Origin of the sequence: Kamptonema formosum PCC 10802 (genome assembly GCF_000332335.1) — a bacterium.
In the GTDB taxonomy this organism is placed as follows: domain Bacteria; phylum Cyanobacteriota; class Cyanobacteriia; order Cyanobacteriales; family Oscillatoriaceae; genus Oscillatoria.
Window position 1 is genome coordinate 4,413,255 of sequence record NZ_KB235948.1, and the last position, 22,158, is coordinate 4,435,412.

Annotated in this window: 22 protein-coding genes; 7 read left to right on the forward strand and 15 right to left on the reverse strand. The window is 54.8% G+C overall.

Annotation, left to right across the window (positions count from 1 at the left end):
- Position 1: 1 nt before the first annotated feature.
- The 15 genes from OSC10802_RS44550 to OSC10802_RS0119210 form a co-directional block, all read right to left on the reverse strand.
- Positions 2–3,295 carry a baseplate J/gp47 family protein gene (locus tag OSC10802_RS44550; RefSeq protein ID WP_017718390.1) on the reverse strand — a complete coding sequence of 1,098 codons (3,294 nt, stop codon included), beginning with the start codon at positions 3,293–3,295 and terminating at the stop codon, positions 2–4.
- A gap of 5 nt (positions 3,296–3,300) precedes the next feature.
- Positions 3,301–3,687, reverse strand: a complete 387-nt coding sequence (locus OSC10802_RS0119155; RefSeq protein WP_017718391.1) for a gp25 family contractile injection system sheath assembly initiator — start codon at positions 3,685–3,687, stop codon at positions 3,301–3,303.
- Positions 3,688–3,920: 233 nt separating this feature from the next.
- Entirely contained in the window at positions 3,921–4,808 is an 888-nt protein-coding gene (locus OSC10802_RS0119160; RefSeq protein ID WP_044170168.1) for a phage baseplate assembly protein V, read from the reverse strand.
- Positions 4,805–5,875, reverse strand: coding sequence for a phage late control D family protein (locus tag OSC10802_RS0119165; protein ID WP_017718393.1), 1,071 nt, complete (start codon positions 5,873–5,875; stop codon positions 4,805–4,807). Before OSC10802_RS0119165 ends, OSC10802_RS0119160 begins: the two co-directional genes overlap by 4 nt.
- Before the next feature lie 8 nt (positions 5,876–5,883).
- The gene (locus tag OSC10802_RS0119170) at positions 5,884–6,525 is read right to left on the reverse strand and encodes a CIS tube protein (RefSeq protein WP_017718394.1); all 642 of its coding nucleotides are present in this window, start codon (positions 6,523–6,525) and stop codon (positions 5,884–5,886) included.
- Positions 6,516–7,904 (reverse strand): hypothetical protein, encoded by a 1,389-nt coding sequence (locus tag OSC10802_RS0119175; RefSeq protein ID WP_026098624.1) that lies wholly within the window; start codon positions 7,902–7,904, stop codon positions 6,516–6,518. The genes OSC10802_RS0119170 and OSC10802_RS0119175 overlap by 10 nt, the downstream gene beginning before the upstream one ends.
- A complete protein-coding gene (locus OSC10802_RS0119180; protein ID WP_232731712.1) occupies positions 7,897–8,406 on the reverse strand; it encodes a phage tail protein in 510 nt (169 codons plus the stop codon). Before OSC10802_RS0119180 ends, OSC10802_RS0119175 begins: the two co-directional genes overlap by 8 nt.
- A 25-nt stretch (positions 8,407–8,431) precedes the next feature.
- Positions 8,432–8,581: a DUF6760 family protein gene (locus tag OSC10802_RS56555; RefSeq protein WP_369797123.1), complete on the reverse strand. Its 150-nt coding sequence runs from the start codon at positions 8,579–8,581 to the stop codon at positions 8,432–8,434.
- Positions 8,582–8,601: 20 nt separating this feature from the next.
- Positions 8,602–8,967, reverse strand: coding sequence for a hypothetical protein (locus OSC10802_RS0119185; RefSeq protein ID WP_017718396.1), 366 nt, complete (start codon positions 8,965–8,967; stop codon positions 8,602–8,604).
- Between the two features lie 28 nt (positions 8,968–8,995).
- Complete coding sequence (locus OSC10802_RS0119190) at positions 8,996–9,448, reverse strand: phage tail protein (protein WP_017718397.1); 453 nt, start codon at positions 9,446–9,448, stop codon at positions 8,996–8,998.
- A gap of 32 nt (positions 9,449–9,480) precedes the next feature.
- Positions 9,481–10,641 (reverse strand): phage tail sheath family protein, encoded by a 1,161-nt coding sequence (locus tag OSC10802_RS0119195; protein ID WP_017718398.1) that lies wholly within the window; start codon positions 10,639–10,641, stop codon positions 9,481–9,483.
- 270 nt (positions 10,642–10,911) lie between these two features.
- The gene (locus OSC10802_RS0119200) at positions 10,912–12,099 is read right to left on the reverse strand and encodes a phage tail sheath family protein (RefSeq protein ID WP_017718399.1); all 1,188 of its coding nucleotides are present in this window, start codon (positions 12,097–12,099) and stop codon (positions 10,912–10,914) included.
- Between the two features lie 12 nt (positions 12,100–12,111).
- Positions 12,112–12,276 (reverse strand): hypothetical protein, encoded by a 165-nt coding sequence (locus tag OSC10802_RS50345; protein ID WP_155968069.1) that lies wholly within the window; start codon positions 12,274–12,276, stop codon positions 12,112–12,114.
- Positions 12,273–12,908 (reverse strand): MSCRAMM family protein, encoded by a 636-nt coding sequence (locus OSC10802_RS0119205; RefSeq protein WP_198525149.1) that lies wholly within the window; start codon positions 12,906–12,908, stop codon positions 12,273–12,275. Before OSC10802_RS0119205 ends, OSC10802_RS50345 begins: the two co-directional genes overlap by 4 nt.
- A gap of 25 nt (positions 12,909–12,933) precedes the next feature.
- A complete protein-coding gene (locus OSC10802_RS0119210; protein ID WP_017718401.1) occupies positions 12,934–13,503 on the reverse strand; it encodes a Pvc16 family protein in 570 nt (189 codons plus the stop codon).
- A gap of 915 nt (positions 13,504–14,418) precedes the next feature.
- On the opposite strand from OSC10802_RS0119210, the gene OSC10802_RS0119220 reads away from it, so the two are divergent.
- The 7 genes from OSC10802_RS0119220 to OSC10802_RS54625 all read left to right on the forward strand — a co-directional run bounded on the left by OSC10802_RS0119220 (position 14,419) and on the right by OSC10802_RS54625 (position 21,707).
- A complete protein-coding gene (locus OSC10802_RS0119220; RefSeq protein ID WP_026098627.1) occupies positions 14,419–15,051 on the forward strand; it encodes an alpha/beta hydrolase in 633 nt (210 codons plus the stop codon).
- 78 nt (positions 15,052–15,129) lie between these two features.
- Entirely contained in the window at positions 15,130–15,342 is a 213-nt protein-coding gene (gene isiD / locus OSC10802_RS0119225; RefSeq protein ID WP_017718403.1) for a protein IsiD, read from the forward strand.
- Positions 15,343–15,502: 160 nt separating this feature from the next.
- The gene (gene coaBC, locus OSC10802_RS0119230) at positions 15,503–16,738 is read left to right on the forward strand and encodes a bifunctional phosphopantothenoylcysteine decarboxylase/phosphopantothenate--cysteine ligase CoaBC (RefSeq protein ID WP_017718404.1); all 1,236 of its coding nucleotides are present in this window, start codon (positions 15,503–15,505) and stop codon (positions 16,736–16,738) included.
- Positions 16,739–17,437: 699 nt separating this feature from the next.
- The gene (locus tag OSC10802_RS0119240; protein WP_026098628.1) at positions 17,438–17,704 is read left to right on the forward strand and encodes a hypothetical protein; all 267 of its coding nucleotides are present in this window, start codon (positions 17,438–17,440) and stop codon (positions 17,702–17,704) included.
- Positions 17,701–18,873 (forward strand): murein transglycosylase A, encoded by a 1,173-nt coding sequence (mltA, locus tag OSC10802_RS0119245; protein ID WP_026098629.1) that lies wholly within the window; start codon positions 17,701–17,703, stop codon positions 18,871–18,873. The genes OSC10802_RS0119240 and mltA overlap by 4 nt, the downstream gene beginning before the upstream one ends.
- Positions 18,874–19,357: 484 nt before the next feature.
- Positions 19,358–21,280: a cation:proton antiporter gene (locus OSC10802_RS0119250; RefSeq protein WP_017718408.1), complete on the forward strand. Its 1,923-nt coding sequence runs from the start codon at positions 19,358–19,360 to the stop codon at positions 21,278–21,280.
- A gap of 286 nt (positions 21,281–21,566) precedes the next feature.
- Positions 21,567–21,707, forward strand: a complete 141-nt coding sequence (locus tag OSC10802_RS54625) for a hypothetical protein (protein WP_155968071.1) — start codon at positions 21,567–21,569, stop codon at positions 21,705–21,707.
- Positions 21,708–22,158 lie beyond the last annotated feature (451 nt).

Here is a 22,158-nt window from a genome sequence, read left to right on the forward strand (position 1 = left end):
TTCAAGCTCCTCCTCCAGGGGAAATTAGGCTGATTTGATGCGTGCCCGAATAAATCAAAAACCTGTCCCGCCGGTCAGCTGCGATTTTTTCAAAATCTTGGGAGGCATTAATGACGAGAGAATCAACGTACTTCACTCCCTCAACTTTTTGCAATATGGCATACAAATCTGACTCGTGCGGGCGGCGGCCAAAGGCCCAGCCCTGACCGTCCGCCCCGCCCGTCAGCGGGTGCAGGAATTTGACCAGGGCATTCGCTGCTGCGTCCTTCACCTCATCAGCTCTTTCCACCAATACAGGAACAATTGTAGCATTTACAGTCACCTTAACCCAGTCGGGTTCAGTGACTCGCAAATCAACACAAGGGGCGCAGCGCTCGCGGATATAACTCCCAATGCACTCCAGCAAACTCAGATTTGGAGTCGGCTGGCCTAATGTGGGAATGCGCGGCACTATCAGCAATTCTATTATACCAGCATCTCTCACCCTTGTATAAGGGTTATTTTGACTGGCCGTTTTTTGGCCTGCGGCTAGAAATTCTCCGCTCTTAGAACCTGTAGGGTAGGTAATTTTTATTTTAGCGGTTACCTGCATGGACTCTCCCAAGTTAACCAGGGTGACGCTCCACTCTTTGCCGGCACTGAACTGCTCCTCTGTCACGGTATAGCTCATGGCAGGTTTATTGCGATTCAACTGCTTGGAAGCGTAGGGATTTGACTGTCCCGGACCGCTGATTTTCCCCTCTACTGTCAGGTTGGTCGGCAGCGAACTCAGTTCGACTTTAATCTCTCCTGGCGCATCAAGATTAATCTGGTAAATTGGCAGCCACTGCAAGCCATCAATGGGATTGAAGTGAGGGGTAATGGCGCGAACGCGGGCCACTTCTGTTGAGGCTTCCAGCGCTAAATCCTCCATATCTTCCACCGTTACCGCCCGCCCCCGGTGGCGCAGCGCCTTTGGCCCCCGCTCTTTCACCGCCTCCAAAGACTCTCCCTCCGCCCCACCGGCAGCTGCTTCCAGGTTGGTGACGCTATCCACATAAGGCACCGTGGTCTTGAGTTCGCTAACCGTCAGGGCGGGCCGGTTGCCCCGCACCCCGCCGCCGCTGCGGTAGGGAGCGAGGCGAATATTATTGCGCCCTTGGGGCGGGATCGTCCCCTGCAGGCCATCGCCAAAGCGCACCTCCCCGGCGAGCCGGTCGAGGACGTAGTGCCGGTCGCGTGGCCCAGAGCCATAGAAATCCGCCACCTCGTGCCAAACCACCCAGGCACCTCCCACCTGTCCCGCCTCATCCTGGACGCCGACAATCGCACCGGCACCCTCCAGTTTTTCAATCGCCGCCTGTTCCGCTGGCGAGGGGAGTGCCGGTTCGAGGACTTGCAGCCGCTGGCCCAGCAGCACCGGCACTTGGGCCGTGCGGTAAGTTTGGCCGGGGTTGCCATCGCTTGAGCCCAATATCTCCTCGGCCACCGTCACCGCCTGAGAGGCCCACATTGTATTGGTCAGCACCCGCCGCAACCGGGGAGGCACCAGGAACTGGCCGCTCTCCCACCTGGCCCTCAGCCAGTAGAGGGACTGGCCAAACTCAGCCCGGGGAGTGAAGTCCCCTGGCCCAACAAACCGCACCAGCCCGTTTTTGCTCAAGGCGTCCGTTTCATCCTCAACCCCCAGACGAGCCCAGCCGGCAGGGCTGGCGTATTCCCAAACCACCCGCGCCGGTGCTGTTACCGGATTCGCCTTTGCGATTTCCCCGGGAAGTGGCGGCTCTACCCCAGCGTAGAGGGCGACAGGCCGGTTGGCAAAAGCCCTGTCAAATCCCAGGTATAGCGCTGGATTTGCATCCGCTGTCGGACTGAAAGGCTGGAAACTCTTCCCATCCTGCATCTGCTCATAAGCAAAATCGTTGTAAGTCTGGCAAGCGGTCAGGGGAATTTCCTCAGATGTATAAGTATATTTGAGCTTAATAGATTGCAGCGATGGCGGTGCGACGCTGCCCCCTTCTTGTTGATAATTGCCTTTCATAAGTCTCGCCCGCACCCAGTAATTCGTCACACCGCTGACTGTTGCCGGTTGCATCTGCGAGGGCAGGGTAAATGTTATATTCCCGTCTTTGGTGAAGGCTTGGGTTCCGTCGCTAAAATTTGCCTGACCGCTAACTTTAGAGTTATTAACGCTAGACCTTCCTAGGGTTTCCCAGCTGGAACCGCTATACGCTTCCCAGACAATTTCCGCGCCGCCGGTTTTACTGATAGGCAAATCGCTGACTTTCATTTCTACCGTGACCCCAGCAGCCGGTTTGGCAAACACTTCTTGGCAGGCGATGTAAAAAGTATCGTTAAAGCGCGGCTGTTCACCCAACGGGTAGAAATCCTTGCTGAGATCCAGAGTGCCGGCGTTGGAGAAACAAAAGTCAGGCGCTATTAAATTATTTTCTGTGACCGCAACCTTAATCCTAATGCTATTAACAGACGGCCAAGACTGGCTGGAAGAAATCGCGGCCTTCAAACCAACCCGCAGCCAAGCCGCTTCTATGCCGCTGACGGTTTTTCGTGCCGGTGCCTGCAGGTTATTAATTTGGACTTGCCACTTATTGTTTTGCCCGCTATTATAGGTGATTGATGGCTGGAATTCCTTCCCCTTTAGGCCATCCCAGGAGGACCAAATGAGGGAGGACGCTTTGTTGATATCGTTATTTTGAGAGAAATCAATATTCAGGGTGACAGTGTTAGTTTTGGGCAGGGTCGTGAAAAGCGAATCGCACGCCATGTACAGGTAGTGCTCGACGATCTGGCTGCCACTAAATGCTGGAAAAGCTGCATCCGATTTGCCGGTTGCTTCTGGGGTGCAGTCGCTGTATTTGTCCGCCGCAGGTTCGCGGACAAAAACGGCTTGCAGCTGCGCCGCAGTCAGAACCAAATCCCGTTCCGTCTCGAAAACCACCTCTTCTTCTTCCCCTGCTGCCGGTGGGGATGCCACTGGAGTGCCTGCCGGCACAAAGGCATCTGCAGCGCCGCCAGCGACTAAATTAAAAGTGAGGGGAACTCGTGCCGGTTGCGGCGGCAGGATTTGGGTGCCAATCAAGTCGAGAAAAGCCAAAAAGTTTTTCTCAGGGACTTTATTGAGGCGCTCGCTCACCCCTGCCGCCATGCGCCCAAAAATGCGAATCAGCGCCCGACCGGCATCTGGCTGGCCATCATCAATAGGACGCCAATCCGTGAATTTTTTCGCCAATTCCTCAGTCTGGGCGACGATATCCTCGTAGGTGCGACTGTCAATTTTTGCGGGCTGGATCGACATGGCGATTACTCTAGATAAAACGGATAAACCAAATTAAACCGGTTGTTAGTCGTGCGGATTTGGTAATTGATTTGAATCAGCAGCCGGTTGGGCTGATTTGGATCGGGGTAGGCATCTACATCCAGCACGTCAATGCGCGGCTCCCACTGAGTTAAGGCTTGCTGGACTTCGCTAATCGCCTGTCCAATTGTGCCGGCGCTGTTGGGAGCAAAGACGAGATTGTGGATGCCGCAGCCAAAATCCGGGCGCATCAGGCGTTCGCCATAAGCGGTGCTGAGGATCGTCCAAATCGACTGGCGGACGCAATCTTCATAGCGTGCCATTTTGATTCGACTCTTTTCGTCTAGCCCGACTGGGGATGTCCATCCCACTCCTAAAAAATCGCTGTTCATCTTTTACTATACCGCACAATCGCTAACAATGCAAAGGTTAAGTAAGTTAAAAAATATTGCCGGTTCGTAGTTGGGCTTTAGCCCAAAAGTTCGTAGTTGGGCTTTAGCCCAAAAGTTCGTAGTTGGGCTTTAGCCCAAAAAGTTCGTAGTTGGGCTTTAGCCCAAAAGTTCGTAGTTGGGCTTTAGCCCAAAAGTTCGTAGTTGGGCTTTAGCCCAAAGTTCGTAGTTGGGCTTTAGCCCACTTCTAAGGAAGAGTCATTGATTTTGACTCCCGCCGAGCATTTGAGGGCCATTCCGCCACTGGCTTGAAGGTTGCAATTGCTGTCGGCTGTGAAGCTGAGGTTTTCCGCTTCAATAGCGATATCCCCATCGCTGCTTTTGAGGGCCATTCCGCCACTGGCTTGAAGGTTGCAATTGCTGTCGGCTGTGAAGCTGAGGTTTTTCGCTTCAATAGCGATATCCCCATCGCTGCTTTTGAGGGCCATTCCGCCACTGGCTTGAAGGTTGCAATTGCTGTCGGCTTTGATTTCGCAATTTTGCTGGGCTTTGAAGCTGAGGTTTTTCGCTTCAATAGCGATATCCCCATCGCTGCTTTTGATGGTAATTTTGCCCTTGGCCTCAATGGCAATGTCCTTTTCTACTTTAATGCTGAGGCTATTCTCCTTAGAATCGATAACAATCTGATTTTTTTCCGTGCGATCTCGAATCACAATCCGCTCTTGGCCATCAGTGTCATCCAAAATAATCTGGTGGCCACTGCGAGACTTAATCAGGCGGAGGTTGTTTTTGCCATCGCTATTCGTTTGCGGAGGCTTGTCCTCGCCATTCCACACCGCCCCCAAAATATAGGGAGATTCGATATCGCCGTGGGCGAAAGCCACCAGCACCTCGTCATTGACTTCCGGCAAAAAGTAAATGCCCATTTCTTTTCCCGCCATCGGAGTCAGCACCCGCGCCCAGTAGCTCTCATCTTTGTCAGACAGCCAGGGAAATTTTACCTTAACTCGCCCCAAACCCTCCTCATCTTTATTATTGGTAACAATTCCCACCGTCACCCCAAAAAAACGCCCCTCGCGTTCCGGTGCGGCCAAAAGTTCCGACAGCATGCTTATTCCCATCATGTGGCATTTCTCCTTACCGAAAATTCGGTGCGGTAACCGCGATCTTGCGAATAGGTGTGCGTGGCAGAGATAACGTAATATAGTCCGCTGAAGCGCTTGCCGGCTCCCGCAATTTCAATCACCTTGCCGGCTCGCACTTCCGGCTGTCCCGCACAAATTCCTTCGCCGGTTATATACGCCAGTGCCATCTCGTTAAACTGCCCCATTGCTATCTGGTCAGCTTCTGCCTGAGTGGCTGCGGGTTCGCTAACAATCACGTTAGTAGCTTTGCCAAAAGCTTTGTTAGCTTCTTTTGGCCCGCTGGTGGAGCCTTTCATTGTCGTTGTCTCGCTGCCGGCACCGGCTTTGCCAATCAGCGCTTTTTTCTGTTTGGGGTTCCAGCTGTGCACCTCTACTTGGCTAACTTGGTTCATGGCGCTCATTCGAGGCGTGAATTCTATTATATCCTCATCCCATTTCAACGTCAATACCTTTTGACTATTATTTTGGTGGGGCCGGAAGAGCAGGGTTTTGTTTTCCACAGCGACTTCGTATCCAATCCGCCCAGCCCTTTCCTGTAAAAACTCCAGATCGGTTTGGTTCGCCTGCAGCACATAATCCAGCTTCACCTTGGTATCTTTGACTTGGGCAGTCAGTCCCCGAGCTCTGGCAATCTGGCCAGCAATGTCGCTGTCTTTCATTTTAGTAAACGAGCGGGTTTTGCGACCCCTGCTCAGCCGGTGGCGCAAGTCGTACCCGCGCACAACAAGTCTGGGAACCTCTTCCCGAGAAAATTCCGGTTCCAACCCGGCAATCTCCCCCACCATCAAGGTTTTTAAATTGTTTTTGTACCCCATCTGGAGTTCGACCTGATTGCCCACATCGAACAGGGCGCTGTCCGACCAGGTAACTTTGCCTTTAATGGTGTCCCAGTTCACCATTTCCAGAGCAAACATCCCCAGTGCCTCCAAATCTTCTGACACCGTGGCCGAGATCAGATCGGCTTCTGCGTTTAAAGGGAGGCGGGTGCCTTTAATCAGGACTTGGATTTGAGGGACAAGTAACTGGACGTCGGTGGGTTTAGGCATAGCAGTTTTTACCTTGTGCTGGTGGAGCTGCCGGCCCGCAGGGGGGGCACGGTCAGGATTTGACCGGGGGTGATGGCACGCGGGTTAGAAATCTTATTGGCATCAGCAATCACCCGCCAGAGGGAGGGGTCACTGTATTCTTCAGCGGCGATACTGCTGAGGGTTTCTCCCCGCCGCACAATGCGGGTCGGGTCGTCAATTGGGTTCTGACTTTTTTGCTTGTACTCTGGGGGAACCCACTCTTCAAAGGTGCAATTCAGTTTGGCGCGAACAGGGGTGCCATCTTCGAGAAAATGAGTGAGTGTCTTGCTGACATCCTTCAAAAATCCCTGCAAAAACCAGACACTGCCCTTTCCCCACATCAACCGGCACAGGGGCGGCCTGTTCAATTTTCCCTTTTTGCGGGTGAGGTTGTAGATGGTTTTTGTGTAGCGCTGCACGTCTTCCGGCCCAAATTTACCCAGAGTTGTGTCGAAGAACAATTCGATGGTTAAGGTAGCCGGTGCCTCGCCGCCTACCAGCTGGCCTTCGTCGATCGTGCCCCCAGACCGGCTGATCTGAATTTGCTGGGGATTGAACAGGACTTCGACAGGTCTGCCAAATGTTGGATAGTTTTCTTCTATGGCAATTTTTAGTTTCTCTAGCGCCATTGTCCGCGCCCCCTTCGCTCATTTTCGATTGTTAACCGCCGCATGAGTTTTCGCTCTATTTTGTCTGCCAGTTCGTCGGTGTCAATTTTTGCCGGCTTCTCCGTTTCAGGCCCAATATTTCGCTCTGCCTGAGCCCCCGATACTGGGGGAAGTCTGGCCGGTGTCTGCTGGGAAGCTGCAGTTTTCGCAGCGCTCCCGGTCCCTGGACTGTGCGGCGCAGAAGCCAGAGGCTGGCTGCTATTTGCTTCTCGTCCCTGTCCCGCTAGCGCGGGGGGAACCGGCAGCACCAGGGGCGTCCCCAATCCAGTCGAGCCAGCTGCCGGTTGCTGGGCCACCACCGGCAGCGGCGAGGGTGTGCTTTTCTCAGGTGGCATTGCTGTAATTGCCGGGGAACCCACTGTTGCCTTCCCAGCAGCCTGGTTTCTCAGCAGCGCACCCGACAGCTGCTGTGCCGCCAGCGCTCCAGTGGAAACCCGCACCACCGGCAGGGGCGTTGAGCTTTGGCCCATTGCCGGCAGCCGACTGTCCCGCACTGCCCGAATTTCCGGGGGTAGGGGCGATTCCCTTGGGGAGAAGCTCTCGCCTTTAATCCTGGCCACTGGCAATCCCCGATCGGTGTCCAGCACTTGCGGCGCGAGGTTGCTCCCGGAGGTGAATTTCGCCGGCACAACCGGCAGTGGACTAGCTTGAGTGCGAGCTGGCTGTGAGTCAGTTTTGGCTGCACCACCACCCGGTGGTTGGGCGTAAACTGCCGGCAGCAGTCCCGCCTGCGCTTCTGGGCCCCGCACCGGCTGGCTGGCCACTACCGGCAGGGGAGAACTGGACACTTGAGGAGTGCCGGTCGGAGTTGGGGGTTGGCTGGCCACCACCGGCAGGGGAGAACTGGACACTTGAGGAGTGCCGGTCGGAGTTGGGGGTTGGCTGGCCACCACCGGCAGGGGCGAAGGTTCAGCAGTGCCGGTGGAAGCCCTAGGGCTAGCCGCCACCGGCATCCCTGACGCCCCCGCCCCACCGGCTGCAGGGGCGAATTTCGCCTGTACAGTCGGGGTTGCGACGCGCTGAGAGACTTGTGCCGGCGCGACAGCAGCGCCTGATGGATTTGCCGGTTCTTGTTGCTGTTTGGCGTACAGCTGTTGGGCGTAGACAACCGGCACCTGACCGACTGAGAGCTCCCTGACGCCAGCCCAGCGCCCCTCCAGCTGGCTCAGCAACGGCAGCCGATTGGCGAAACCCTGCCACCGCGAAATAATTCTTCTCGCTAGCGTGGACGTGTCAATTATCCCCGGTTTCACCAGAGGGCGCATCAGCCGGTCTTGAAACCGCCGGTCGATGCTCGACTGCCAATTCGGCTCAGTCAGGGGCGGCTTCATGTCAGACATACCCCAAACCCAAACTCAAGAAAGGTTGCTTGTCAATTCCCTGGTGAACCAGTTCCACTCGCTCAACCGCCACCTCAGTCGCATTATTGGCATTAAACTGAGGCCCAACCCACTTGACGGGATAAGCCTTTTTAAAATTCCACCACATCACCGGCAGCCGCTGCCGGTTCAGCAACATAATCGTACCATTTTTTTGCTTAATTTTGCCAGTGCTTGCGTCGTGATACCAGCGCCACACAGTGTCGATGTCTGTCAGACCGTGGCTCAAAACCAGATTCGGATACGTCGTTCGCGTCGGGAATTGATGGACATATCCATTCACGCCCCCCTCGGCGTAAGACTCCAGCTCTATCTGGCTTTCTAAACCGCTGACTTCAGTAAACCCCCCGGTCAGCAACCCATCAATTTCTACTAAAAAATTATAGCTCATGTAGGGGTCAAAGCGGACACCCAGCAGGCTACTCCCAGCAGAAAAGGCTGCATTCATCCCTAATCTTGTCACAGATTCCTCCTCAATCGCTAACGACCTAAGAGCCAGCCCCTAACCCCTCATTTAACCTCTGATTGATGCGGGCAATTTCAGCCACCCACTGCTGCCTTTCCCGGTGCGCGAAACCCATGACCTGTTCGTAAGACCAGTGAAAGTGATAGGCAATATACGCTACCTCTTCAAGCAGCCGGTCTGAAGGGTAGCGAACTACTCCCCCGCCGGCACACTTTCCACCTCAAACTCGCCCTGACAGTGAGGGCAAGTTACCAAAAGGCGGCTGTGTCCGTTTTGGTTTATTCGCTGGTAAAAGTCTTGCAAGTAGACCAAATCGGCAGAGAAAAGGTTCTCTATAACTTTGGGGTTGATATGCTCGACGGTTCCCAGACGAGTGATGACTCGCGACAGGAGAATTATAACGAGATAGCCCGGGTTAGCCCCCACGCGAGGATCGCGGATGGGTGCGATCTCGTCGTAAGCAGTCGCCAGTCGCATCGCCCCTTCCCGGTGGGCGTTACCCTCCGGATCTACATAGCCTTGCGGGAGAACAAAAGGAAACTCAGTCGGCTGCATCATAGGTTACATCTGACTCGATAAATTCGAGTTACGACCACTTATCTACGGTTAGTCCTTCGTGGGCGAATTCCAGAGTTTCCACCGCTACGTCATTAGAGGTGGCATTAAAGTCTGGCCCAGACCAGGTAACGGGCCAGCAGTTGGTCAAGTTCCAGCGGATTTTCTCCTTGCCGGTGTCATCCAAGAGGACAATTGACACCTCCCGGCGCTCAACATCCCCCTTCATAATCTTAGAGCGCCACTGCCACAGTTCGTCGTTATTTGTGGTGCCCCGCTTCAGGGTGATATTGTTATAAGTAATCAGGCCAGGTAATTTCCGCACGGTCAGGGGGTCAGTACCTTCTCGATATTCCCCAGCCGTCTGGGTCGAGTTCAGTCCCGAACACTCCCGGAAGCCGGCGTGAATAATACCGTTCCACTCCACATAGAAGTTATAAGTTGAGTAGGGATCTGGTCTGTGCGGTGGTTTAATGTCGGGCATATTAGCTCCTTGAACTAACGATTGAGAACTAACTATGGAGATGAAGTAGTTTGGGTCAGGCTGACCCCAGTGGTGCCGTGAATGAGGCGAACGACGATAAATTCGTTGGGAATAGTGGGTGCCAGTCCAATTTCTGTCACCACTTTCCCGGCATCGCGCACTTCCGGCGGGTTGGTTTCTTCGTCGCACTTGACGTAGAAGCCTTCTTGGGGCGTGCTGCCTTTCAGCGCCCCTCCCTGGAACAGAGATTGAAAATAGGCGGTCAATTCGCGCTCAATCCGCACCCACAATTTGTAGTCATTTGGCTCGAAGGCCACATCGGCTAGATTGCGTTCAATCCAGCGACCGGCAGTTAAAAATAACCGCCGCACGTTGATGTAGCGCCAAACAGGATCGGAACTCAAAGTGCGGGCTCCCCAGATGCGGATGCCTCGCCCTCTGAACGCACGCACGACGTTGACACCGGCGACTTCGCTTTCAGGATTGAGTTTGGCAAAGTCTGTGTCAGACACCTCAAACTGCAAGTCCAGCACACCCTCCAGAACGTAGTTAGCCGGTGCCTTGTGAGGGCCAACTTCGCGGTCGCAGCGGGCATACACACCGGCAATGTGACCGCAAGGGGGGATGTAGGAACCAGTTTCTATCTTAATCCAGGGAAAGTACAGGGCAGCGTTTGGACTCCGCAGATTCTGCCGATGTTTCAGGATTTCTTTGGCGATCTCCGCCCCAGGGGAGAAGCTGGGAGAATCCAGAATAGCAAAACGATCGCCCATGCGCTCGTCGCAATGCTTTACAATATCCCCCTGCATCTGTTGCACCAGAGCTATTTCTGGGTTGCCTGCCACAATCTCTGGGGCACAGATTAAATCAACCGCATCGAGAGACTCCAATTCTTTTAGCGCGTTGGATAGCGCCTCCTTTGGCGAAATATTCTCCTCCTGGAGGCGAACCACATAGCAAAGTCGGCCACCATTGCTGAAAAAACCCTCTACAGCACGGTACAGGTAGCCTTCACGCGATGGCTGGCCAAAAGTTTCCGCAAACTTAGGCCAAAGAGTCAGTCTCTGGGCTTCATTAACCGGCCCTTTCTCTGCGAACCCAAGGAATGCCGGCACGCCTGCAATCAGTTCTAGGGCGGGTGCCGGGAAGATTTCCTCTTTGTAAACACCGGGGATTATCTGCTGGGACACCATACAAATTTGTTTTTATCCTGCAACGGGACAGGCAAGATGCCTGGACTACAGGGGGAATTTGAAAAGCGCCATCTCAACAATTATAGCAGTTTTCAATTTGTGATGGTACATAGCGGGTTGAAAAATAAATGCCTGGGCAAAACGAAACAAGAAACAGATCCTTTCTCTTGTAGAGACGCGATAAATCGCGTCTCCGATAAATCGCGTCTCCCCTACCCAAGGTCGCACGGAATAAAACTGTACCTCACCCGATTGAAAACCGCTATAGCCTCAGCTGCCACCCGGGCCGGCCCACTGGCTAATCCGGAAGATGACGAATTCGGCGGGCTTGACAACGGCTACGCCAATTACAGTAACAACCTGACCGGCATCCCGCACTTCGGGGGGGTTTGTTTCCTCATCGCACTTGACAAAAAACGCTTGTTCTGGGGCAGTGCCAAACAGGGCACCGCTGCGCCAGACCATCATCAGAAAAGCCGTGACGTTGCGGCGAATTTTCGCCCACAGTTCCGGGGAGTTTGGCTCAAATACAGCCCACTGAGTCCCTTCGTCAATCGACTCGCGCAGGAAGTTAAACAGCCGGCGGACATTGATGTATTTGAACTCTCCGTTATCATCGCCTCCCAGGGTGCGTGCCCCCCAAACGCGGATATTGCCGTTGAGGCTTCGGATGCAGTTAATGCCTTTAGGATTGAGTCCGTCCTGCTGGGCTTTGCTTATATTATACTTCAGCCCAACCGCACCCATAACGGTTTCGTTTGCTGGCGCTTTGTGGACGCCCCTTTGCGTGTCTACGCGAGCGTAGATACCTGCCATGTGACCGCTGGGCGGTACATTCATTTCCTTATTGCTAGCTGGATCGAAAACTGTAATCCAGGGCAAGTACATAGCCGCGTAATCTGAGTTGAAAGTCTTCAGCGTATCTACTAGATTCGCGCTGCTCATATCCACAGTTTCCGGACTGTCAAGGATGGCGAAACGATCGCCCAGCTTCGCGCAGTGGTCTTTGACCGCAGTCAGGCCAGTTGTGCTTGTCACTCCTGGAGCCGCAACAATGGCAATTTCATCAATCGCCTCAAAAGACTCCAGTGCCTTAGCAATATCCGCCTCCCCTGCCACCCAGACCACATAGCAGCGCGTGCCCCCGTTGTTGAAGAAGCCGTAGACTGCATGAGCCAAGAGATTCTTCGCAGTTTCCTGGGAAAAGTCCCAAAAGAACTTCTTAAACTCACCAAAGTTGGTACAGAGTTTTATTTCCCCAGCTTTGGTTGCTAAGTCTGAACCTGTTGCAGCGGGCTGTTTGCCGCCAGCAGAAGCCTTAGCAGGAGCTGTTGCGGGTGTGGCTGGTGCGGGAATCACCCCAATAAACCCCGCTGTACTCGTACCCACCCCTGCTATTGGCGCAGATCCTGACGGCACTTCCTCCACGTACACGCCTGGGGATAAATAGCTTGGCATCGTTTTTACTCCTTAATTGAGAACAAAACAATAAGATTTTTGCTCGGAAACCACCGGCTCTACCGTTTGGGGACGACAGGTGTCCGCCCCGTCACCGGCAGCTATCCGCCACTTGGCGCTCTCACTTTCTCCTCCTCTCCCTCTTCCTTGGCGCAGCGTCTTGGCGGTTTTTATCAAACAAGCTCCCAGTCTAAGACTGTCACTTCACCCTGACTGATCTCCGCTATTTGGGACACCGGCTGGCAACCCGAGGCAGAAACCCTCAGATTCACGGTGCGCTTCGCCCCCTGCTTTCCCGCTTCCAGCCCGCTCAACAGATAGTTCCCCTTGCTGTCACTAAAAGCCGGCTCCGCACTGCCCTCGATTTGTATTTTAGCCATAAATACAGCAGATTTATCCCCAGCTGCGATATGGCCCTTGATAGCTGTCGGTGGCAGGGCCATGTCCGCAGAATTTCTGGCAATTTTACCTCCCTCTTCGCGCCTTACAGTAACTGTCACCTGAGCTGTGCCGTAGCGCGTGCCCGCTCCGGGAAGCGACGCCTTTAACGTATATTCACCGTCGGGCAAATCCAAAAAATGAAAGTAGCCGTCAGCTGCTGTTCTAATCCTGTCAGGGCGCTCTGTCATTTTATCCCAGTCGCTGCCATACTGTATGGAGCGCAACGCCAGCCACTTTTTAAAAGTTTCTGGAATTTTCTCCATTTCCACCAAGGCACCCTGAATCGGCAAGCCGGTTTGGGCATCGCTGACTTTTCCGTAAATTGCCACCTGACGGCGCACCGGCTGCAACCCAATCCACGCTGGCACTTCCCCCACCTCCTCTCGGTAATTTTTATTGGCTTATCAGCTTCTCCATCACCAGCGGCAGAACCTCTGGGGTTTCCTGAACTCCCACCGATATAGTAACGGTGTAATTCAGCGCTGCCTTGGGCTTTCCTCCCATTGCCTGCCAGAATTCCCCCAAACTTTGCAGCTGGGAGGGGCGCAGGGTGTTTGTTCTCAGGGGGGGTTCCTGTCCTTTGAGAGTTCCCTGGAGAACTTCAGCCGGAATTTTGGGATAGCGCAGCAGCACTTTCATCACCTCGCCCAGCAGCCGGTGTTCTGTTTGCGAATCAGACCGATCTGCCGGCCAGACTGTGATCAGGTAAGAGCAGTCCACCCGCACCGGCGGGCGCTTTTTAGTTGCCGTGCCGTTACTGCTGCGCTCCACTGACCATTCATTATTGCGCAATTCCACGTTTTCCCGCACGTCATAGAGAAAAAAGTCAATCGCTGGCAGTTGCACCTTGGTGGCGAACTCGCTGTCGGGCGTGACAAAGCTGACGCTCACCTGACCGGCCAGAGTTGGCGGCAGTTCGAGCTTGAGCAATTCTTCTAGAGTTCTATCCAGATCGTCGAGCATAATTTGCTGTCCTGACTTATCTCTAGGGTGACGCGCTGCTGTCCCGCTTTAAAGCTGAGTCCGGCATGGATCGCCATCTTTTTTCCCGCTCTCAAGTTGAAACTAAACGACTCAAAAAGCCGTCCCACTTCACAGCACCGCTTCTGGGCTACCGGCGGCGAATCTGCCAATCCATATTAGCAGTTACGCCTCACATTCGAGAGCGAATGCGCCCCACTTTCGCCGTGACTCTATCTTGTCTTTTCTGTCCAAGCGTCCTGTCGGGAGACGTTCCGCTTCTTGAGCGGAACTAGGGGGATCGCCCCCTCTCCCCGGTAAGATCGCGAACGGAGTCAAACCTAACTTGACCACAGGTAGGATCGCTCGAACTTGTTTTATTATTGTATCCGTTTTACAGCCTCTGTCAACGCCTATGGTGAGTCTAAAGATTTTTTTAATTTTTTACTTATCTTAACAAAATACTGCCGCAGGCTCACATTTTTGTAAGGCTAAATGACAGGGGGAACAGTTTCGACAGCCTCCTATAGAGACGCGAGAAATTGCGTCTAGTTTCTCTCCCCTCACCGGCACCCCGCAAAGCCGCCAAAGCTAGCCCAGCCTCTTTATCCTTAAAATGCTGCTTGACCGCAAAAAAAACCCGCAAATTCCTCTTGACAAAAGGCAGCTGATGTGCGGGATAAAACCTGGCCTTAAGGTGAGGGTTTTCAGCAGCCCCCCATCAATTGCCGGCACAAAAAGGCTTCAAACCTTTCCCCCAGCACGGACTCTACGTCTAGCGGTCTGTCAGCAGCTGAATCTAACATCTTTAGGACTTCCGCAGCCGGCAATCGCAGGAAACGGTGAGGTTCAAGCCCTCCAAACCCACTAAAATCGATCCAGCCAGCCCACCTGTTTGAAAATTTTGGGAGCAAGCCTCTGTCTGTGCAAGCCATTACCATACCCCCCGCAACCGGTCAACCCCCCACCGGCAATATTGTCCTGCTGCACGGGTGGGGTGCCAGCGCCGATGACCTGGCATCCTTAGCGCCGCTGCTCAATTTGCCCGATTGCCAGTTCCTCTGTCCCGACGCCCCCTTCCCCCACTACAGCGTGCCCGGAGGCAAAGCGTGGTACAGCCTGGAAACAAAAGATTACCAGGGGCTCGAAGAAAGCCGCCAAATCCTCACTGACTGGTTAATATCCCTGGAAACCACCACCGGCATCCCCCTGGAGCGCACCATTCTCAGCGGCTTTTCCCAAGGCGGGGCGATGACGCTCGATGTCGGCGTCACCCTGCCCTTTGCCGGCTTAGTCTCCCTGAGTGGGTATTTGCACTCAGAGCCAGAACCTGCCGGTGACGATCCGCCGCCGGTGCTGATCGCCCACGGCAGGCAAGACACCGTTGTGCCCCTGCGCGCTGCCCACCAGGCGCGGGACGTCCTCACCGCCCTCGGGGTGCCGGTGCAGTACCGAGAATTCAACACCGGCCATCAAATCATCCCAGCCGAGATCCTTCTAATGCGAAGTTTTGTTATAGAAGCCATGTCGAAAGCGGGTGAAAAGGCTTAGTATAGAGTCCGGAGCCGCATATCAAGCCGAAGCTGACTCCAACTGATCCAGGTGCTAGCCAAGAGAGGGCCAACGCAGATGGGAACGTCAACGACTGACAAGCTGGATATTGCCAAGCTGACGCCAGATGATGTGGCGCAGCTAGCGGTGCGGCTCGAGCAGGATGAGTACGCTGATGCCTTTGAAGGGTTAAATGACTGGCATCTGCTGCGGGCGATAGCGTTTCAGCGCCCAGAACTCGCCGAACCCTATCTCTACCTCCTGGATCTAGAACCCTACGACGAAGGGTAATTAGCTGAAGCGCCAAACAGTGAAAAACCGCAGAAGTACAGTGGGATGAAGAACCCCACCCCCCAACCCCCTCTGGGGATAAGGGGCAGGGGTAAGGGGGTGGGGTTGCCCCGGATGAATGCAAAGAGTTTTATCATCTTTCCACTATGCAACCCCCTCTATGCAGCAAGACAGGCGAATTCTGATTGGCATCACTGGCGGCATCGCAGCTTACAAAGTCTGTGAGGTCATCTCCACCCTAGCCAAAGCCGGGGCGCAAGTCCGCGCCATTCTCACCCCCGGAGCGCAAGAATTTATCACCCCGCTGACCGTGGCAACCCTGTGCCGGCATCCGGCTTATACCGACGCCTGTTTCTGGCAGCCAACCCACAAACGCCCGCTGCACATTGAGCTGGGGGAGTGGGCGGAAGTGTTTGCCCTCGCGCCGCTGACTGCTAACACGCTGGCCAAATTGGCGTGTGGCTTGGCGGACAACCTGCTCACGAATACGGTGCTGGCTTCCACCTGTCCAGTGCTGCTGGCACCGGCGATGAATACGGACATGTGGGAGCAACTGCCGGTGCGGCGGAACTGGGATCTGGCGCTCACCGATCCGCGCTATCACAAAGTTGGCCCGGGGGCGGGGGTTTTGGCCTGCGACAGGGCCGGTGCCGGTCGCATGGCAGAGCCAGAGCAGATTTTGGCCCACCTAGAATCCCTGCTGCACACCAAGGGCGAGCGAGATTTAACCGGCTTGCGGGTATTAATCAGTGCCGGCGGCACGCGAGAGCATTTAGACCCCGTGCGCTTCATTGGCAATCCCTCCACGGGGAAAATGGGGATAGCCCTAGCGCAAGCCGCCGCTCACCGGGGCGCGTCTGTGACCCTGGTTCACGGGCCGGCAGACACAGCAGCGATTGCGGATCTGCCAGAGGTGCGCTGCATTGCCGCCACCAGTGCGGAGGCAATGCAGCGGGCGATGCGGTCGTGTTTCCCAGATGCCGATTTGACTGTGATGGCGGCAGCGGTGGCGGATGTCAAGCCGGCGGCGTGCAGTGCCGAAAAGTTGCCGAAGCGCGCCCTGCCGGAATCCCTGCCTTTGCAGCCGGTGCCGGATATCCTCGCTCAGCTGGGGGGCCTCAAGCAGCCACACCAGCGCCTGATCGGTTTTGCCGCACAAACGGGCGACATTATAACACCGGCACGGCAAAAATTGCAAGAGAAAAAACTGGACGCGATTGCGGCCAATCCTATCGATTTGCCCAATAGCGGCTTTGCTAGCGACTCCAACCGAGCCGTTTTTCTCGATGCCGGCGGGCGTCAGGCAGAGATTCCCCCTTGCAGCAAATTGCAGCTGGCTCACCATTTATTTGATTTTGTCCGGCACCAGGCGAGCGCTCACAGAGAGAGGCTCTGAAATATTACGTTAGATTGATTTAGTTTAAGAATGAACCGCCACAGACGCCAAGAACGCCTAGAAGCAAGAGGGCCTAGGAAGAGAGTCTTGAAAATTAAGAGCGCAATTAACCGGAGATGAGAGAAGCGCCCCTGTCTCTACCAGACACCAATGACGCGGGGGTTTGCCCCTACAGGCATGGCCACCGGCAAGTGGGCGGCGGCGGGTTAAAAGTATCAGCTGTGTTAAATCTGTCTCGTTTAAACGCAGCAGCAATCAAGCGCAACGGCCTCGATTTCCTCAGTGGATAAAGGGAGCAGCAAGCAACTGACAGCCCTGAGTTTTCCAGAGAGAAGTTGAATCAGTGCAGCTCCCGACAGGATCGGACAATAAAGAGGAAATCGCTCAGTTAGTGCAGTTAAGGGGGGGTGCTGTTTAAAATAGTAAGAGCGGGGAAAAATCCCGGCGTGAGATGGCCATCACTGCCGGGGGAGGCGGGAATCCGCTCGTGCGCCACCGGCGGCTCGGCAGGTGAGCGGGGCCGCTTTGCGCTAAAATAGCATGCTTACCTGGGGCAGCCCATCTGGCGGTTGAGGGGACAGACTGCTGTCGGCAGCTATCTCCAGTTTTGTATTTGGGGCAGTTTTCTGAGAAAATTGTCTGGTTTTCTAAATTTCCCCGCTCGTGATGAGAGGGATGCGTTGAGGATAGCGATTCTGTATGCCTAGAGCTCCTAGTTACTATGCCGTCCACCTGATGATGGAGGGCGGTCACCGGGAAGAAGTGCAGTTCCAGACCATTCAAGAGTTTCAGAAGTGGTACGCTGGCGAGTTAGTGCCGAAATCTTCTTCCAACGACTTCATCAGCGTACCGATCAAGAACATTCAGGGTGAGTACATGGTTGTGCGTCCATCCCGCATTCTTGCTATTCGGGTGCAGCCGGTCTACACTTCCAGCGTAGACCGACCCACATACGACGAAGAATGATAGAGAAGCTAGCAATGGCTATCCTGACTTTGGGAGCTGCCCTGGGAACTCCGCAGCTGAGCGCTCTCGCTAGCGTGCCGCTGCAGCGCGTCAATCCAGAGCGTCTGGAGAGCGGGGATATCCTGGGTTTAGATGACCAACTTTGGGACAGAGCCGGTCAGCCGGGAGACCGGCAGGCGCTGCTGGCTGCTATTGACAACAGCCTGCGGTATCTGGAGACGCCGGCTGCTGCAAAAGCGTACCAGCAGTATCCGGCGGCAGACATTACGCGAGAGCGCGTCAGAAAGAGTTTGGAACGGTTTCGCGTTCTGGTGAGTTCCTCTGACTCGCCGGCAGCACTGCAAGCCGCTGTGAGGCGGGAATTTGTGTTTTACAGGTCGGAAGGAAGGGACGGTGCGGGGTCGGTGTTTTTCACCGGCTACTACGTCCCCATTTACGCCGCCAGCCCCGTCCCCACGCCTGAGTACCGCTACCCCCTGTACCGCCGCCCGCCTGACTTCGAGCAATGGCCCACACCCCACCCCACTCGCGCCGAACTGGAAGGGAGAGACGGTTTGCAGGCATCTCGCGGCCCCCTGCGGGGGTTAGAATTGGTTTGGCTGCGCGACCGGCTCGAAGCGTTTCTGGTGCAGATCCAGGGCTCGGCTCAACTGCAGCTGGCTGATGGCCGCCTGATGGCGGTAGGGTATGCCGGCGGCACCAATTACCCCTACACCAGCATCGGGCGAGAGCTAGCCCTCGATGGGGAATTGAAGCTAGACGGGCTGACGATGCCGGTGCTGATCGACTATTTCCGCAAGTATCCGGCGCAGCTGAGCGAGTATCTGCCGCGCAACAACCGCTTTATCTTCTTTCGCGACACGAACGGTTCCCCGCCAATGGGCAGCATCCAGGTGCCGGTGACTGCAGAGCGCTCCATCGCCACCGATAAATCTTTGATGCCTCCTGGTGCCCTAGCCCTGGTGCGGGCGAAACTGCCCTATCACAATGCTGCAGGGCGGATAGAGCAGCGCACTGTCAGCCGCTACGTTCTCGACCAGGACACCGGCAGCGCCATCAGAGGGGCCGGTCGCGTCGATTATTTCATGGGCACTGGACAGAAAGCCGGCGAGCGTGCCGGTGTCACCGGCTCGACGGGGCAGCTGTATTACCTGCTGCTCAAAGAGTGAGGGGCATGCGGACCTGCTTTTCCCGGAGGCGAGCCCGAGTTTTGTGCCGGCACCCCCTATGTCTCGCCCCGGCATACCCGGCGCTAGGCGCTGGGCATTTCAGCCCGAAACAACGGCGATCGCGGGACTCACCGCACTGCCATGCCACCGGACAGAATCTCAACGGTTATTCCCGGCACAACCAAACTGAATAGGCTGTGCTATCCTAATTTGATCTGGGTGTCTTGCGCTACAGCGCGCGCCCGCAGGCAAGCCGGTTTATCCTGTCAAGCTTTGGAGAGGGTTTTACCATTTACGCCCCCATCCGCTCGGCGGCGCGCTCTTGCTATTGTCTCCCAGCAGCGTCCCCGCTAACCTTTAATTTTTGTTAAAGTTATTGCTTGGTAAAGTCTAGCTATGGCCAATTCTGCCGCCACCTGCCAGTCTGGACAGCTTTTGTTGAGAAACGACGACCTCGCTCGTACAGCCTGCTTTAATCACGCTTATGGAAGAACCTTTTAATATTACCCTGCTGATGGTTCTCACCGTCATGGCAGGCATTGGTGCTCAAGTTGTGGCGGACTACCTGAAAGTCCCGAGCATTGTCTTCTTGCTGCTGTTCGGCATTGCATTAGGCCATGATGGCTTGAGCTGGCTCCATCCAGACCTTTTGGGAGAAGGTCTGGAGGTGATAGTGGCCCTCTCTGTGGCGCTAATTCTGTTCGAGGGGGGGCTGAATCTAGAACTGCGAGAGTTAGGAAAAGTTTCGGGGAGTCTGCGCAATTTAGTCACCGTCGGGACGCTGATCACCCTGATGGGGGGCGGCATGGCGGCCCACTGGCTGGGCGAATTTCCCTGGCCAATTGCCTTTCTCTACGCTTCTCTGGTAGTGGTCACCGGCCCCACCGTAATTGGGCCACTGCTCAAACAGGTGCAAGTGGAAAAACAAGTCGCCACATTACTCGAAGGAGAAGGTGTCTTAATCGATCCGGTGGGGGCGATTCTGGCGGTTTTGGTGCTCGATATTATTTTGAATGGCGACGCCCACCCCATGAAATTGTTTTTGGGGTTGTGTCTCCGTCTGGGGATTGGCGGCGCTATTGGGGCTGCCGGCGGTGCAGCGATGGGCTTGTTCCTCAAAAAAGCCGCATTTCTCTCCGAAGAGTTGAAAAATCTCGTCGTTTTAGCCGGCTTGTGGGGGCTGTTCGGTCTGGCGCAAGAAGTCCGCAGCGAGTCGGGGCTGATGGCTACAGTGGTTGCCGGTTTGGTGCTGCGAGCTGCCTCTCTTCCAGAGGAGCGCTTGTTGCGCCGGTTTAAAGGTCAGCTTACTATTCTAGCAGTTTCTGTGCTGTTTATTTTGCTGGCAGCTGACCTGTCTCTCGCTAGTATTGTCGCCTTGGGTTGGGGCAGCGTTTTAACCGTCTTGGCGCTGATGTTTGTGGTGCGCCCGATTAATGTCTGGGCCTGCACTTGGAACAGCGGTCTGAACTGGCGGCAAAAGCTGTTTGTTTGCTGGATCGCTCCCAGAGGGATTGTTTCGGCTTCCGTGTCTTCCCTGTTTGCAATTTTGCTCACCCAGCGAGGAATAACCGGGGGAGATTCGATTAAAGCCCTCGTTTTCCTGACAATTATGATGACGGTGTTCCTGCAGGGGCTGACGGCTGGAGCGGTGGCTAAGCTGCTTCGGATTACTTCCAAGACGGCAACCGGCGCGGTGATTGTCGGGTCGAATCCTCTCTCGCGGCTGATTGCTCGTTTATTCAAGGAACGGGGAGAGTCGGTGGTGATTATTGACACCAATCCAGACGCTTGCAAGCTAGCTGAGCAGGAAAATTTGCCGGTTTTCTTGAGCAGCGCTCTGGATACTGCGGTTTTGGAGGAAGCGGGACTGGAGTCAGTGGGAACGTTCCTGACAATGACGAGCAATGGTGAGGTGAATTTAGTGCTGGCGCAGCGAGCAGCAGAGGAGTTTCACCCGCCGAGAGTTTTGGCGATTTTCCCCCGCGATCCGGAAGTGAGTGCGCCGGCGAATAAGACGAAAATTTCTCATCCGTTTATAGCGGATGTGCCGCTGAAGACCTGGAACGACTACATCAGTGATGGAGAAGTAAAGTTAGGGGAAACGCTACTCAAAAGGGCTGGGTTTGAATTTCAAGAAGCTCATTTGCAGGCGCTGATTCGTTCCGGAGAGTTGGTGCCGCTTTTGCGGGAGCGAGATGGGCTGTTTGAGGTGGTGCCGGCATCTGAACCCTGGCAGCCAGGCGAGCGGATTATTTATTTGCTGCACGATCCGAAACCGAAGTTGCTGAAGCGTTTGTCCGGTGCGAATAATTCTCGGCTCACTCTGGAGAAGTTGCCCGCTGTTGAAGAAATCCCCATGTCTTCTGCTGTGGGAGACGGTTCTTTAAACCGGGTTGCGGCGGAGTGATTCCAATGCCAAAATTTGGGTTTTGGGTTTGGCCATTTGGGTTTTGGGATTTCAAATCCGGCAGGAACGCTTTTTCTGCCTGAGTTAAACCTACTCTCTGTCTCACTTGGGGCTGAGAGGGTTTTTTCTGGTTGGGAAATATAGCAGCAGCCACTTAGGTTCGTACATTTCGGCCTGTTTTGCACCCCCGCACTCCGGCTCCTATTGTCCTAACCCATATTACTACTGGGATATAGACGTAGGTACGGCGTCCCGCCTGCCCTGAAGGTCTAATGTTTTAACCTAAGTGCATACTGCTATAATATTTCAAACGCACCAGACGCGACCTGTCGCGTCTCTACAAGCAGGTTTCGCCGCTACAGGAAAAAAGGGTGTCGGTGGGATTGATGACCTTGCCCAGACCGACTATAATCTGGGTGGAGGCTGAAATATTCCGCTGCGCTTCCCTCTTTAGATAGCGTAGCGATTTCTGCTGCCACTTGCCACCGGCTCAGAAAGCCGGCACATCTGGAACGACTGAGTTGAGTTTCTTGACATTTAGTTAAGTTTATTGACAGGAGTCATAAATTTCACATCTGAACTATCCAAAGGTTCGCAGTTGAGCTTCAGCCCAAAAGTTCGCAGTTGGGCTTCAGCCCAAAAGTTCGCAGTTGAGCTTCAGCCCAAAAGTTCGCAGTTGGGCTTCAGCCCAAAGGTTCGTAGTTGGGCTTCAGCCCAAAGGTTCGCAGTTGGGCTTTAGCCCAAAATTCGCAGTTGGGCTTTAGCCCAAAGGTTCGTAGTTGGGCTTTAGCCCAAAGGTTCGTAGTTGGGCTTTAGCCCAAAGGTTCGTAGTTGGGCTTTAGCCCAAAGGTTCGTAGTTGGGCTTTAGCCCAAAGGTT